Source organism: Actinomadura sp. KC216 (genome assembly GCF_004348535.1).
Taxonomy (GTDB): Bacteria; Actinomycetota; Actinomycetes; order Streptosporangiales; family Streptosporangiaceae; genus Spirillospora.
The window spans coordinates 1-14,688 of sequence record NZ_SMJX01000212.1 but is presented as its reverse complement, the minus strand read 5'-3'; the positions used below and the strand labels follow the sequence as shown (position 1 = coordinate 14,688).

At 71.0% G+C, this 14,688-nt stretch carries 9 protein-coding genes and 1 pseudogene; 5 read left to right on the top strand and 5 right to left on the bottom strand.

Annotated elements, in window-relative coordinates:
- Together E1264_RS43790 and E1264_RS29245 are read left to right on the top strand one after the other, a co-directional pair.
- Positions 1-699, top strand: a pseudogene (locus tag E1264_RS43790) (hypothetical protein); the annotation flags it as partial.
- 111 nt (positions 700-810) lie between these two features.
- Complete coding sequence (locus tag E1264_RS29245; RefSeq protein WP_132178675.1) at positions 811-2,586, top strand: methyltransferase; 1,776 nt, start codon at positions 811-813, stop codon at positions 2,584-2,586.
- A gap of 90 nt (positions 2,587-2,676) precedes the next feature.
- Here E1264_RS29245 and E1264_RS29240 read toward each other — a convergent pair whose 3' ends face one another.
- Positions 2,677-3,951 carry a M14 family metallopeptidase gene (locus tag E1264_RS29240; RefSeq protein WP_132178674.1) on the bottom strand — a complete coding sequence of 425 codons (1,275 nt, stop codon included), beginning with the start codon at positions 3,949-3,951 and terminating at the stop codon, positions 2,677-2,679.
- Between the two features lie 13 nt (positions 3,952-3,964).
- Positions 3,965-4,912 carry a M28 family peptidase gene (locus tag E1264_RS29235; protein WP_243711234.1) on the bottom strand — a complete coding sequence of 316 codons (948 nt, stop codon included), beginning with the start codon at positions 4,910-4,912 and terminating at the stop codon, positions 3,965-3,967.
- Positions 4,913-5,621: 709 nt separating this feature from the next.
- Here E1264_RS29235 and E1264_RS29230 point away from each other — a divergent pair.
- The 3 genes from E1264_RS29230 (at position 5,622) to E1264_RS29220 (ending at position 12,854) form a co-directional block, all read left to right on the top strand.
- The gene (locus E1264_RS29230; RefSeq protein WP_207936350.1) at positions 5,622-9,743 is read left to right on the top strand and encodes a Pls/PosA family non-ribosomal peptide synthetase; all 4,122 of its coding nucleotides are present in this window, start codon (positions 5,622-5,624) and stop codon (positions 9,741-9,743) included.
- Between the two features lie 63 nt (positions 9,744-9,806).
- A complete protein-coding gene (locus E1264_RS29225; protein ID WP_132178673.1) occupies positions 9,807-10,916 on the top strand; it encodes an acetamidase/formamidase family protein in 1,110 nt (369 codons plus the stop codon).
- A gap of 135 nt (positions 10,917-11,051) precedes the next feature.
- Entirely contained in the window at positions 11,052-12,854 is a 1,803-nt protein-coding gene (locus E1264_RS29220) for a glycoside hydrolase family 9 protein (protein WP_132178672.1), read from the top strand.
- Positions 12,855-12,867: 13 nt separating this feature from the next.
- Here E1264_RS29220 and E1264_RS29215 read toward each other — a convergent pair whose 3' ends face one another.
- The 3 genes from E1264_RS29215 to E1264_RS29200 form a co-directional block, all read right to left on the bottom strand.
- Complete coding sequence (locus tag E1264_RS29215; RefSeq protein ID WP_132178671.1) at positions 12,868-13,071, bottom strand: DUF397 domain-containing protein; 204 nt, start codon at positions 13,069-13,071, stop codon at positions 12,868-12,870.
- Positions 13,068-13,280, bottom strand: coding sequence for a DUF397 domain-containing protein (locus E1264_RS29210; protein WP_132178670.1), 213 nt, complete (start codon positions 13,278-13,280; stop codon positions 13,068-13,070). The genes E1264_RS29215 and E1264_RS29210 overlap by 4 nt, the downstream gene beginning before the upstream one ends.
- Positions 13,281-13,433: 153 nt before the next feature.
- The coding region (locus E1264_RS29200) for a SelB C-terminal domain-containing protein (protein ID WP_132178669.1) at positions 13,434-14,688 on the bottom strand (1,255 nt) is incomplete at its 5' end.

Genomic DNA, 14,688 nt, shown 5'->3' with positions numbered 1-14,688 from the left:
GACCCGACCCGCCCCCTCGTGGTGATCGGCTCCGGCTCCGGCTCCGGTCCCGCCCCGGGCGACGAACTCGTCGCCGGTGCCGTGCCGCGCACCGGCGCGGACCCCTTCGCCGAACCCGATCCCTTCGCCGACGCCCCGTTCTTCGCCGACCCGGTGCGGGAGCGCCCGCGCCGCCGCGGAGCGGCCCTCAAGGGCGTCGGCGGCCTCGCCGGCGTGGCCGCCTCGATCGCGGTCGGGCTGATGATGACGTGGCCGTCCGCCGACGACGGCACGGTGAACGCGCTCGGGCCGCCGCCCGACACCAACACCAGCCCCGGTGGCACCGCGCCGGGCGGCGCCACCGAGGAGCCGGTCACGCCGGGCACGCCGAAGCCGCCGGGCAGCGGGCAGCGCAACGCCGCCCCCGCGCCCGCACCGCCGAAGATCGAGAACCGCGCCCCCTCGGCGGAGAAGCCCGCCAGGCCGGGCGACGGCGACCGCACGCCGGGCCCGACGACGCCGCCGGAGAACCGGGCGCCGGGCACACCGCCGCCCAGCAGCCCGCCTCCGTCGGAGGACCCGACGACGCCGCCGGAGGACCCGCCGCCGACGGAGGACCCGGGCGACGGCGGCGAGCGCCCGGGCGGGCCGCTCGACCCCATCGGCGACATCATCGGCGGTGTCACCGGCCCGATCCTGGGCGGGCTGTCCGGCCGGTAAATCAGAAAAGCGAAGAGGGGACGGGCCGGTGGGGGTCCGTCCCCTCTCTCTTGTCTCCCATGCGATCCTGCACCTGTCGCGCACGCACGATCACTGAATAGGGAGCAGCGCATGGAGAGCGGCACGGGCACGGCTGTCACCGGGGAACCATGCATCACTGGCGAGCCGCCCATCATCGGGGACGACAGGCGGCGAATCCGGCACGTCTACGATTACCTGGTCTCCAGGAGCGACGCCGACGCCGTATCCGACGTCCTGCCGCCGGGCGCTCCCCCGGAGATGGTCGAGGCCGTCACCGCCAATTGCACGGTCGACCATGCCGGCTGCCTCGTCTTCCCGTCCGCGACCGACGCCGTGCGGACCTACCTGGAAGAGCAGGGGCTCCGTCCCGCGAAACCATTCGCGAGCAGCATCGTCAGAGATCGGCTCGCCGCCCGATATGACGTCCGGGACGACCGCTTAAAGGCCGGATGCCTGGACGTGAAAATCATCCACGGACAATTACCCGGCAATTCCTCCCGCGGCATCGAAGTGCTCAGCGTCGCCCCGGGCGACGAGCTGGACGCGTCCGCGCTGCGCGACGAGCGTTCGGCGCAGCACGAGAACCACGTCGCGGTGCGGCTCACCGACCCCGCCCGCCTGGAGGAACTGCGCCGCGCCCTGACCCGCCCGGGCGGACCGCGTCCCGATGGAGGCGGGTACAACCCGGCACAGGGCGAGGACGGCATCACCGTGCTCCACTTCCGCTCCGAGGGGTCCACCCCGATGGGCTGGCCGCGCCGCTTAGAGATCATCGCCCCGGGACGGCACACCGAGGCGCTGCTGCGGCACCTCCGCCCACCCGAGCCCGAGCCGGGGCACAAGCCCGAGCAGGAGCGGGACGGCGATCGGCGGCTGCTGCGCCGGCTCACCGGCGCCTGGGGCGTCCAGGCGATCCGCGTCATGGTCGACCTCGGCATCCCCGACCACCTCGCCGAGCGCCCCCTCACCTGCAAGGAACTGGCCGTCCGCACCGGCGTCGACGCCGACCGGCTGAACCGGCTGCTGCGCGCCCTCTGCCATCCCTGGATCGGCGCGCTCACCCCCACCGGCGACGCCTTCGCCCTCACCGGCCTCGGCCGCCGGCTCACCTCCGCCGCCCCGGACTCCATGCGCCACATCGCCCAGCTCTACGGCGGCCTGTTCTACCAGACCTTCGGTGAGCTGGCGGGCGCCATCACGGACGGCGCGCAGCCGTTCGTCACCGTGTTCGGGCAGAAGCCCTTCGAGTACTTCGGTGACCACCCGCGGGAGAGGCGCCTGTTCGCCCGCGCGATGGCCGAGGGCGCTTTCTTCCCGGACGTCGCCGCCGCCGTCGACCTCTCCGGCGCCCGCACCGTCGCCGACATCGGCGGCGGGAACGGCGAGCTGCTCGCGCACCTGTGCGACGCCTACCCGGGCCTGGAAGGCGCGCTCCTGGAGCGCCCGGAGGTCATCGAGGCCGCGCGGGACAACCTCGGCGCCCGCGGCCACCTGGACCGCTGCACGCTCCACCCCGGCTCGTTCACCGACGGCCGCGACGTGCCCGCCGGCGCCGACGTGTACGTCGTCGCCCGCATCCTGCACGACTGGGACGACCAGACCTGCCTGTCGATCCTGCGCGCCGTCCGCGACGCCGCCGCCCGCGACAGCACGCTGCTGATCATCGAGCGTCCGCTCCCCGACGATCCGGGCGACGCCTCGGTCTCCACCCTGTGGGACCTCAACATGCTGGTGAACAACGTCGGCGGCCGCGAACGCACCCGCGACCAGTACCGCCGCCTCCTCGCCGAGGCCGGATTCCAGGTCGTCGGCGAGAAGCCCCTCCGCCTGGACGTGTCCGTCACCATCGCCACCCCCGCCCGCTGAGCGGGGTGTCGCGGGGCGGCGAGCAGCTCACCCGGGTTCGTGGACGGCGTCCGAGAAACCCGGGTGAGCTGGATCAACTGCGACCGGCGGTCACGCCGGGGAGCAGTACTGGTTCTGCTTGTTGATCGCGCGGTACGGGCAGTCCGCGTACTCGGCCAGGATCAACAGCGGCTCGCGGTTGACCTGGGTGAGCGACTCGATCTGCGAGGGCGCCGGGTAGAAGCTGCCGCCGCCCAGTTCGAAGGTGTAGGAGAAGATGCGCTGGTCTCCCCACGTCCAGTCGTTGGAACTGCCGTCGGTGATGTAGAGGTCGCTCGACTGCTGGGGGGTGTAACGGTTGAACCGGGCGATCTCGCGGCCGATGGTGGCGTGTGTCGCCTGCTCGTCGGCCGACAGCTCGCCGGGCACGGTGTCGTTGTAGGTGTAGCCCATCGGCCACAGCACGAGGTTCGCCACAGAGTGGATGTCGAGGAACATCTTGATCTGCTGCTTGCCGCCGACGACCCGGCTCCTGATGAAGCCGGTGACGGCCTTGGTCTCGGGCGCCGACGCCGCCGACGGACCCCGGTAGGTCTCGCTGGACGGGGTGCCGGACGAGCCGCCGCAGCAGCCCCACTTGTAGGGGTAGTTGCGGTTGAGGTCGACGCCCTGCCGGTTCTTGCGCCACATCCGGCCCGGCTGGGTGTCGCTGGTCATGTCGTAGATCTGACCGTCGGGGTTGAGGATCGGGATGATCCAGAACTCCCGCTCGTTGACCAGCTTCGTGATCCGCTCCGTGGTGTTGTACTCCTTGGTGAGGATCCCGATGAAGTACAGCGCCTGCTCGTTGGTGATGCGCTCGCGGGCGTGGATGTTGGCCTGGTAGAAGACCTCGGGCTCGTCCTCGTCCTGCGCGACGTTGTCGCTGATCTTGACGCCGACGATGTCGCGGCCCTCGTAGGAGCGGCCGATGCTGAACTTCTTCGCGATCTGCGGGTAGTTGGCGACGACCTGGTCGAGCTCGGCCATCGTCTCCGCGTGGGTGTGGTACGACGACGCGGACTCGGCGTGCCGGGGGAAGGCCCCCAGCGGGCTGACCTTGAAGCCGAACCGCTTGATCGCGGCGACCTCGGACGGGATCGCGCTGATCTCCAGCGAGTCGTCCGGGCGCACCAGGTCGATCGCGGCGCCGGTGCGGGCGACCTGCGTCCGCTGCGCGGACGAGGCCGGGCCGGTGACGAGGTAGCGCTTCGCGGTCTCGGCGGGGGCGCCGGGCGCCGCGGCGACCGTCGCGGGCGCGGCGGACGCGGTGGTCCCGGCGACGGTCAGCGTCGCCGCGCCCAGGCATACCGCCACGAGGGCGGCCTTGAGGTTACGTGTTCTCATCGGTCGTCTCTCCTCAACCCGCCGGCCGGTAGGCGGCGCCGGGGAGCGCTGCGCCCTCGGGGATGCCGGCGAGCTTCCACGCGGCGTAGGCGGCGGCGTTGGTGGCGTGGCCCATCACCGACGACTCGATGTTGTTGATGTCGTCGCAGCGCGCGTGGTAGCAGGGATCGTTGCCGCTGGCGATGCCGCTGACCTGGATGCCGGCGTTCTTGAACGAGGCGTGGTCGGACCGCGCGCCGATGTTGAACCCCTGGGTGGGGAGGCCCTTGCTGCGGAAGTACTCGGTGAAGACCGCGCTGAGGGACGCCGTGTCGGTGTAGACGCCCCAGGTCCGGGTGCCCTTCGCGCCGACCATGTCGAAGTTGAGGTAGGCGCTGATCTTCGACCGCTCCGCGGCGGGCAGGTTCTGGACGTAGTACCGCGAGCCGATCAGGCCGAGCTCCTCGGCGCCCCACCAGCCGAACCGGAGCCGCTTGGTCGGCTTGGCGTTGGCGCGGGCGACGGCGAGCGCGGTCTCCAGGATGGCGCTGGAGCCGGAGGCGTTGTCGTTGATGCCGGGGCCGGCGGGCACGCCGTCGAGGTGCGCGCCGAGGAACACGACCTGGTTGGGGTCGCCCTGCGGCCAGTCGGCGATCAGGTTCCAGCCGGTGGCGCCCTGGTAGGTGAAGGACTGCAGCGTGGTCTGGAATCCGGCCGCGTCCAGCTTCGCCTTCACGAAGTCGGCGGAGGCGCGGTAGCCGGGCCGGCCGTGCGCGCGGTTGCCGCCGTTGGAGCTGGCGATGGACTGGAACTGCTGGGCGTGCGCCATCGAGTTGGCGGCCGGGATGTCCGGCGACAGTACGGAGACGGCGGCGGAGGGCGGGGCGGGCTGCGCGACGGCGCCTGGCGGGAGGCCCAGCAGGGCGGCGAGGAGCCCGGCGCCGATCGCGGCCGAGCCGAGGACGCGCTTGCGTTTCATCATGGGGGTCTACCTGACCAATCGGATCTGTGTTCCGGGGAGCTGGAGCGGGGGGACTGTCCGGCGAGCAGGCATGGAGCCGGGTGGCGGTGCCACCTCGATGGCTCGGGAGCAGTGCTGGGACGTGGTGGAACTACCTCGTGGACCTAGAAGCCCTGTTGCCTCCTGGGGGTGTGCTCCGGCGCGTTCCGCACCAGAGGGGAGGATGACGCTGAACGATATGTGCGCCGATTGCCCTCGTAAAGAGCAATGTGTGACGAACTTCGGGCACCACTGGGATTCCGGCCGCGTTTTCCGTGGTCACCGGCCGGAGAAGTGGAGTCACCTGGTCACTACATCTAATAGAAAGGCGCCCGCCCGCTCCTTGAATGTGAATGAATACCGCTGAAATGGAACGTTTCAAAACACCGCCACGAGATCGCGATCTCCATCCTCGGCAGGGGATCCGCGTTCGCCAATCCCCGTGACCGCTCCCCGGGCGGTACAGAGACATCGGCCGGGATATTCCCGTTAATGAAACGATTAAACGGGTGCCATTGCAGTGTCAAGGGCAATTCGTGCCGGACCGTTCCATGGCCGCCTCTGGTCAGGGACTATGGCTACTCAATGGTTCGGTTGGATCATCTTTCGGTCCTGACATCTCATCTTGCGAGCCCTGACTCGGCCGCGGATGGATTTGGCGGAATTTCAGTCCGCCTGGGGGGAGCGAATGATGACGGCAGAAACCGGCGATCGGATGGTCGCCGTTCCGGAAGAGACGGCCCGGCGCGTCACTTCCGAGCACGTTCTGGTCGCCGCCGGACATCCGAACGAGATCCGCTGGCGCGCCGGAGAACGCTTAGAGCACCTGTTCGAGGAGCGCTGCGACCGCTTCGGGGACGAGGGCCGCGACGCGCACCCGGCCGTCGACGCGGGCGATCTCGTCCTGACCTACGGCGAGTTGGACGAGCGCGCCAACCGCCTCGCCCGCCACCTGCTGGCGGAGGGGGCCCGCCCCGGCGACCGGATCGGGCTGCTGTTCGACGACGCCGTGCACTCCTACGCGGCGACGCTGGCCGTCCTCAAGGTCAACGCGGCGTTCGTGCCGCTCGACGCCGGCTACCCGGCGGAGCGGCTGGCGTACATCGTCGAGGACGCGGGCGTGCGGACCGTCCTGTCGCTGTCGCACCTGCGCGGGCACCTCCGCCAGGCGTGCGACACGACGGGCGTCGCGGTGCTGTGCGTCGATGAGGCGTCGGCACTGCTCGGAACGCTCCCCGGCCACCGCCTCACCGGCGCCGAGAAGGGCGTCCCGGACGACGACCTGTGCTACGTCGTCTACACGTCCGGCTCGACGGGACGCCCCAAGGGCGTGGCGGTCGAGCACGCCGCGATCTGCAACTTCGTCCGCGTCGCCGTCGAGGTGTACGGGATCGGCACGGCGGACCGGATGTACCAGGGCATGACGATCGCGTTCGACTTCTCCGTCGAGGAGATATGGGTGCCGCTGATGTCGGGCGCGACCCTCGTCCCGAAGCCGAGCGGGTCGGTGCTGGTCGGCGACGACCTGCTGGACTTCGTCCGGGCGCGGCGGATCACCGCGCTGTGCTGCGTCCCGACGCTCCTCGCGACCCTGCGCGAGGACCTCCCCGAGCTGCGCTTCCTGCTGGTGTCGGGCGAGGCGTGCCCGCAGGACCTCGTCGCCCGCTGGTACCGTCCGGGCCGCCGGTTCCTCAACGTGTACGGGCCGACCGAGGCGACCGTCACCGCGACGTGGACGCCGCTGGACCCGCACCGCGCGGTGACGATCGGCGTCCCGCTGCCCACCTACTCCGTCGTCATCCTGGACCCGGACGAGGACCGGGCCCTGCCGCCGGGCGAGCCGGGCGAGATCGGCATCGCGGGCGCCGGGCTGGCCCGCGGCTACGTGAACCGCGACGACCTCACCGCGCGCCGGTTCGTCCGCGACTTCATCGGCATCGAGCACAACCCGTCCGGCCGGATCTACCGCACCGGCGACCTCGGCCGGATCAACGGCGACGGCGAGATCGAGTACCAGGGCCGCATCGACACCCAGGTCAAGATCAAGGGATACCGCATCGAGCTGACGGAGATCGAGTCGGTGCTGTCGCAGGTGCCCGAGGTCGCGCAGGTGGTGGTCGGCACGTACGAGTCCGAGCCGGGCGTGACCGAGCTCGTCGCCTACGTCACGCGGCGGTCCCGCGACACGCCGCTCGACCGCGACCGGCTCCGCGCGCAGGCCCGGGAGCACCTGCCGGGCTACATGGTCCCGGCGTACTTCGAGGAGCTCGACGCCATCCCGATGCTGCCCAGCGACAAGGCCGACCGTGGCCGGCTGCCGGCGCCGACGTCGCCGCGCGGGCAGGCCGCGTCCACCGGCCACGTCGCCCCGCAGACCGCGACGGAAAAGGAGCTCACCGAAGCGCTGGCCGGCCTGCTGCGGCTGGAGCGGGTGTCGACCGACAGCCACTTCTTCGACGATCTGGGCGCCGACTCGCTGGTGATGGCGCGCTTCTGCACCGCGGTCCGGGAACGCACGGACCTGCCGGTGTCGATGCTGGACGTCTACCAGAACCCGCAGGTCAAGGGCCTGGCCGCGGTGCTCGCCGAGCGGGCGCCCGCCGTCGCTCCGCCGGAGACCCCGCCGGAGGCGCGTCCGGCGGACACCCGCCCGGCGGTGCGCAAACGCGTCCGCGAGTACGTGGTCTGCGGCGCCCTGCAGCTCCTTCTCTTCATCGCGACGGTCTACGCCGGCGCCGTGGTCACGTCGGCGGGCTACGGCTGGGCGTCCGGCGCCACCGGCCTCGCCGACCTGTACGTGCGAAGCGCGGCGGCCGGTGCCGCGCTCTTCACGTTCATGTGCGCGCTGCCCGTCCTCGCGAAATGGGCGCTCATCGGCCGCTGGAAACCCGGTGAGATCCGCGTCTGGAGCCTCGGCTACGTCCGCTTCTGGACGGTCAGGACGCTCATCCGGTCGAGCCCGATGGCGCTGCTGGCGGGATCGCCGGTCTACAACCTCTACCTCCGGCTGCTGGGGGCCAGGATCGGCCGCGGCGCCGTGATCTTCTCCAGGACGATCGTGTGCACCGACCTGCTCACCGTCGGCGCCGGGACGATCATCAGGGAGCGCTGCGCGATGTCCGGCTACCGGGCCGACGCCGGGGTGATCCGGACGGGCGCGATCACGCTCGGGGACCGCGTGTTCGTCGGCGAGAGCACGGTCCTCGACCTCGACACCGCCCTGGGCGACGACACGCAGCTCGGGCACGCCTCGTCCCTGCACGGCGGGCAGAGCGTGCCCGCGGGCGAACGCTGGCACGGCTGCCCGGCCCGCCCGACCGGCACCGGCTACCTGCCGATCCCGCCGATGAGGTGCGGCACCGCGAGGCGGTTCTGGTACGGCGCCCTGCAGTTGGTCACGCTGCTGGCGGTGGCGATGCCGCTGGGATTCGTCGTCCTGGTCGGCCTGCTCACCGAGTTCCCGATGCTGGTCGAGATCATGCGCGTGGAGTCGCAGGGGCTCGGCCGCCCGTCGCTCTACCTGGACGCCGCGCTGATCTCGGGCGTGCTGTTCTTCGGCGGCCTCGCCGGGGCGCTGGCGTTCGTGCTCACCGTCCCGCGCCTGCTCGGCCTCCTCGTCCGTCCCGGCAAGGTCTACCGCCTCTACGGGCGCCACTACTGGGCGCTCATGACGACCAAGCGCCTGACCAACGTGCCGCTGTTCACCTCCTTGTTCGGCGACAGTTCCTACATCGTCGGGTACCTGCGCGCGCTCGGATACCGCTTCTCGCGGCCGATCGTGCAGACGGGCAGCAATTTCGGGACGGAATTGCAGCACCACTCCCCCTACCTGACCACCGTCGGCAGCGGCACGATGATCTCGGACGCCCTGTGGGTCGCGAACGCCGATTTCTCCAGCACGTCGTTCAGGGCGTCGGAGGTCCGGATCGGGGCCCGCAATTTCCTCGGCAACAACATCGTGTTCCCGGCGGGCGCGGCGGTCGGCGACAACGTCCTCCTCGGGACGAAGGTGGCGGTGCCCGTCGACGGCCCGGTCCGGGAGAACACCGGCCTGCTGGGCTCGCCGTGCTTCGAGATCCCCCGCTCGGTGGAACGCGACCACGCGTTCGCCGAACTGGAGAAGGGCGAGGAGTTCCGCCGCCGCCTCTCGGCCAAGAACCGCTACAACCTCAGGACCATGGCCCTTTTCCTTTTCCTCGGATGGTTCCGGCTCTTCGGGGTGACGGCGCTGTGGCTCGCCGTCGAGGACCAGCTCCGCGGCAACGCTGCGGTCGCGCTCGTCACCGGCGTCCTGGCCTCGCTCCTGTTCACGGTCGGCTTCGGCGTGCTGGTCGAGCGGGCGGTGCTGCGGTTCCGCTCTCTCGAACCGCGGCTGTGCTCGATCTACGACCCGTACTTCTGGTGGCACGAGCGCCTCTGGAAGATGGGCGGGCGGGCGGCGTTCAACGGCACCCCGTTCAAGAACGTGGTGTGGCGCCTGCTGGGCGTGCGGATGGGCCGCCGGGTCTTCGACGACGGCTGCGCCATCCCGGAGAAGACCCTGGTCACCATCGGGGACGAGTGCACGCTCAACGCCGGAAGCGTGATCCAGTGCCATTCCCTGGAGGAGGGCGTGTTCAAATCCGGCCGCACCCGGATCGGCGCCGGGTCCACCCTGGGCGTCGAGTCGTTCGTCCACTACGACGTGACGATGGGCGAGCGAGCCGTGCTCGACGCCGACTCCTTCCTCATGAAGGGCGAGAAGGTGCCCCCCGGCGCGCGGTGGGTCGGAAATCCCGCCGGGCAGTTCCACCTGCCGAAAGAGGTGGGTTGACAGCGTCGGGCGGCGGGCGGAAACCTCCGATCATCGTTGCGCCGGTGTGAGGAGAGTGGCGGGATGGCCGTCCATGAAATTCGGATCGACCCCGCCAGGCCCCTGCGGGAGGACCTCGGCACGGGCCACAACCGCTGGCATCCCGGCATCCCGCCGGTGGTGCGCTGCGAGCCCGGCGACGAGGTCGTCATGGGCACGCGCGACGCGTTCGACGGGCAGTTCAACCCGTCGAGCACGGCGAAGGACGTGGCCGCTGCCGACCTGAGCGTGGTGCACCCGCTGACCGGCCCGGTCTTCGTGGATGGCGCCGAGCCCGGCGACCTGCTGGAGGTGGAGATCCTCGACGTGGCGCCGGACACGTTCGGGTTCACCGCGCAGGCACCGGGGCTCGGGTTCCTGAGCGACGCGTTCCCGGAGCCGTACCTGGTGCGCTGGGCCATCGCGGGCGGCTGGGCGACCTCGGAGGACCTGCCCGGTGTCCGCATCCCCGGCGCCCCGTTCATGGGGACGATCGGCCTCGCGCCCGGCTCCGGCGGGCTGCGCCGGATCGCCGCGCGGGAGCAGGCGGCGCTGGACGCCGGCGGCGTGGTCGTACCGCCGTCGGCCGCGGGCGCGGTGCCGTCCGACCCGGAGATCGCCGCCACGGGCCTGCGGACCATCCCGCCGAGGGAGCAGGGCGGCAACATCGACGTCAAGCAGCTCACCGCCGGGACCAGCCTGTTCCTCCCGGTCGACGCGCCCGGCGCCCTGTTCAGCGCGGGCGACGCGCATTTCGCGCAGGGCGACGGCGAGGTGTGCGGGACGGCCATCGAGATGAGGGCGACGGTGCGGGTTCGGTTCGCCGTCCACATGGGCGAGGCGCGCGAGAAGGGCATCACGTCCCCGAGGTTCTCCCGGACGTCCGCGGAGCACGCGGCGCCGCGCCCGTTCTACGCCACGACGGGCATGCCGGTCACCCGGGACGGCGGCACGGTGGTGTCGGAGGACCTGAAGCTCGCCGCGCGCAACGCCCTGCTCAACATGATCGACCACCTCGGCGAACGCGGCTGGACCCGGCGGCAGGCGTACGCCATCTGCAGCGTCGCCGTGGACCTCAGGATCAGCCAGCTGGTGAACCCGCCGAGCGTCCTGGTCTCGGCGTTCCTGCCGCTGGACATCTTCGACGGCTCCTGACACCGCCCACCGGACGCGGCCCACCGCCCGCCGGGCGCCGCCGACCGCCGCCCGACCTCGTCCCGCACTCCTCTTGACCGTGCCCGCAAGATCACTGAGGGTCGAGATGCCGTCAGCTGAAAGGGTGGTGCGAGCATGACCGCAGGACACGATCGCCGGCGCTTCCTGATCGGCGCGGCCACGGCCGGGGCCGGGCTCACGGTCTCCTCCGTCCTGGCGCCGGGCACGGAGGCCAGGGCCGCGGCGCCGCCGGGCCGGAGCGACGCGACGACCCGGATCCTCCTCAACAACGTGGGATTCGACCCCGCCGGGCCGAAGCGCGCGGTGATCACATCGGCCCGGGCCCCGGAGGCGTTCCAGCTCATCGACGCCGCCACCGGTCAGACCGTCCACACCGGCCTCCTCGACGATGCCGGCACCGTCGAGGACTGGGACGACCGCACCTACTGGACCGCCGACTTCTCCCAGGTGCACCGGCCCGGTGACTACCACCTCGCCGTGGGCTCCGCCCGGTCGGCACCGTTCAAGATCGAGGCCATGGTGCTGGAGCGGTACACGCTCGCGCACGTCGTCCGCCATTTCAAGGGCTGGCGGTGCTCCGGCCAGTACGACAAATTCGACCGCCGCCTACCACTGGGAAACACGGGGAAGACGTACGACGCACACGGCGGCTGGTACGACGCGACCGGCGATTTCGGCAAGCATTTCACCCAGCTGTCGGCCCTCTCCTATTTCAACACCCTCCAGCTCCCCCTGACGGCCTGGTCCCTCCTCGTCTCCCACCGGGAACTGACCGCGCGGAACGACGAGAACATCACCCAGTTGCGCACCTGGCTCCAGGACGAGGGCCTCTACGGCGCGGACTACCTCCGCCGCGTCCACGTCCCCGGCCAGTCGTTCTACAGCACCGTCAACCAGCCGGGCCCGCCGAAGGACCCGGTGAAGCGCACGCTCAGCACCGCCCAGGTCAACTACCGCGAAGGCGGCGGAGTGGCGATCGCCGCCCTGGCCATCGCGAGCACGCACGACGTCTCCGGCGACTACGACAACGCCGAATACCTCGCGGCCGCCAAGGACGCCTTCGCCTATCTCGAAGTCAACAACGTCCGCCTCACCAACGACGGCAAGGAGAACATCCAGGACGATTACAACGCCCTGCTGGCCGCAGCCGAACTGTACCGCGCCACCAAGGACGCGACCTACAAAGCAAGCGCCGACAAACGCGCAGCAAATCTATCGTCCCGCCTGGTGTCCTGGAATGGCCACACCGACTACTGGAGAGCGGACGACAAGGACCGCCCGTACTTCCACCCGTCCGACGCCGGCCTCCCGGTCGTCGCGCTGCTCACCTACGCGGGCATCGCCGAAGGCCGCGCCGCCGACCAGGCACTGGACGCCGTGCGCCGCTCAATGCAATGGGAACTGTCGGTCACCTCGTCCGTGCGCAACCCGTTCGGGTACGCGCGGCAACTCGTCCAGGACAAGGACGGCGACCGCGCCGCACAGTTCTTCTTCCCGCACAACGTGACGCCACGCTCCCGGGACCAGTGGTGGCAAGGCGAGAACGCCCGCATAGCCTCCCTGGCCACGGCGGCACGCCTCACCGCACGCCAGTTCCCCGAGGACCGCGCCTTCGCAAAGCGGCTGCGCGCGTACGCAGCCGACCAGCTCAATTGGATCCTCGGCGCCAACCCCTACGACGTCTGCATGCTCGACGGCTCCGGACGCAACAACCCGGAGTACCTGTGGCTCGGGTCCTGGCAATTCCTGCAGACGCCCGGCGGCATCGTCAACGGGATCACCGGCAAGAACGACGACGGCAGCGGGATCCTCTGGGACCACGGCTTCGCCAAGACAGGAAAGGACGACGACTGGCGCTGGGGCGAGCAATGGCTCCCCCACACCAGCTGGTACCTGAACGCCGTCGCCCTGGGCTGACTCGCCGAGGAGCTCAGGTAGAGGACGCGCCCTGATCAATGCGGCGAATGAACGTCCGCCATGCGGGGCGTGTGAAGAGCAGGACCGGCCCGCGCGGGTCCTTGCTGTCTCGCACGCCGACGCTCGCGTCCAGACCGGCGACCTCGACGCACTGGCCGGTGCCGCTGCTCCGGATGCTCTTTCGCCACGTCACGTGTGCCGGGTCCGGCGTCGTCATTTCGCGCCCCGGTCGTAGCGTCCGGCCTTCGCCTCGGCGACGAAGGCGCTCCAGGCCCGCGGGATGAAGGCGAGGTGCCCGGCGTCCAGTGCCTTGCTGTCCCGCACGCCGACGCGCACGTCCAGAACGGCGACCTCGACACAGTTACCGTCTGACCCGCTATGGCTGCTCATGCGCCATGCGGCAGGAGCCATGTCACGAATGCCCATAGCTCGGACCACCTCCCCGCATCTGTCGGCTGTCAGTCGTAGCGTCCAGATTGCCCGTGAGGGATGAAGGTTGCCCACGCCTGCGTGGTGACGGTGAGATGGCCTTGGTGAGGGGCTTTGCTGTCTCGTGCGCCGATGCCCGCATCGAGCCGCCTAGTCGGGCGGGGGGAGGGTTTCGTGTTCGCCGTCTTCGGTGCGGCGGGTCAGGCCCCGGGCGGCCAGGAGTTCCAGGAGTGGGACGGCCACGCGGCGGGTGGTGCCCATGGCCTGGCGGGCGTCGCTGAGGGTGAACGGCTGGGGCAGCGTGGTCAGCACGTCGAGGGCGCGGCGGTCGGCGTCGGGGAGCAGGACGATGCCGGGCGCGATGCGGAGCAGGCGGCCGACGCGTTCGGCGGCGGCCAGCTCCGTGTTGCCCAAGCCCAGTTCGGCCAGGCGGTCGGCGTTCGGGGCGCCGAAGGGGGCGGCGGCCAGGTCGCGTTCCAGCTGTTGGACGGCCTTTTCGAGTGCCTCGGGCAGTCCCGGGGCGTGGCCTGGTGGGGTGAGCAGGCCCGACTCGCAGGTGAGGGCGGCTTCCCGGGCCAGTTCGGGGATCAGGGCTGGGTCGATGCCCAGGCGGCGGGCGGCGGCGGCCACCGGCATGCCGGGCTCCAGGGGGTGGCTGGTTCGGTGGTGGCGTTCGGCTTTGGCGAGGTCTGCTGCGTATTCGGCCCAGCGTTCGTCGGTCGTCCACCAGTCGCCGTGGCGGGGGGTGCCCGGCGTTGGGAGGCCCATCGCCGCCAGGTCCGTGCCGCGGCAGAGGCCGCGGCGGAGGTGGTCGGACGTGACGTCGCCCGCGGTCTGCATTCCCGACAGCTCGGCGGCCCGGGACCTCGCGGCGCCGCGCCTGGTCAGCGGGGGTGGGGCTACGTCGAGGACGATGAGACCGGCGGCGATCCGGCGGCGTCCGGGGTCGCGGAGGACGGCGCGGTCGCCGTATCGCAGCGGCAGCGGGCGGTCGAAGCGCAGCCGGGCGTGCTCGGATCCGAGCGGGCGCAACCGGCACGGGACGGCGGCCGTGCCGATGTGCATGATCAGCCGCTCCGGGAGCGGGGTCGAGGACGTCGGGCGCAGCTCCACGTCGATCGTGTCCGCCATTCGCCAGGCGGCGGGGGTGAGCAGTGGCCAACCGCGCGGGACGTCGGAGCGGTCTACACCTCGTAGGTTGAGCGCGACCCGTGCGGTGGCCTTCACTTGGTCGCGGGGCTCGCCCAGGGCCTCGATACCGCGTACCCGGACGGGTCTGCCTTCTGTGTTCTGCAGTTCGTCGCCGACCTTGATCGTGCCCGCGCCGAGTGTGGCGGTGATGACGGTGCCCGCGCCGTGGATGGTGAATGATCTGTCGGCCCACAGGCGGATGGGGGCGGTGGGG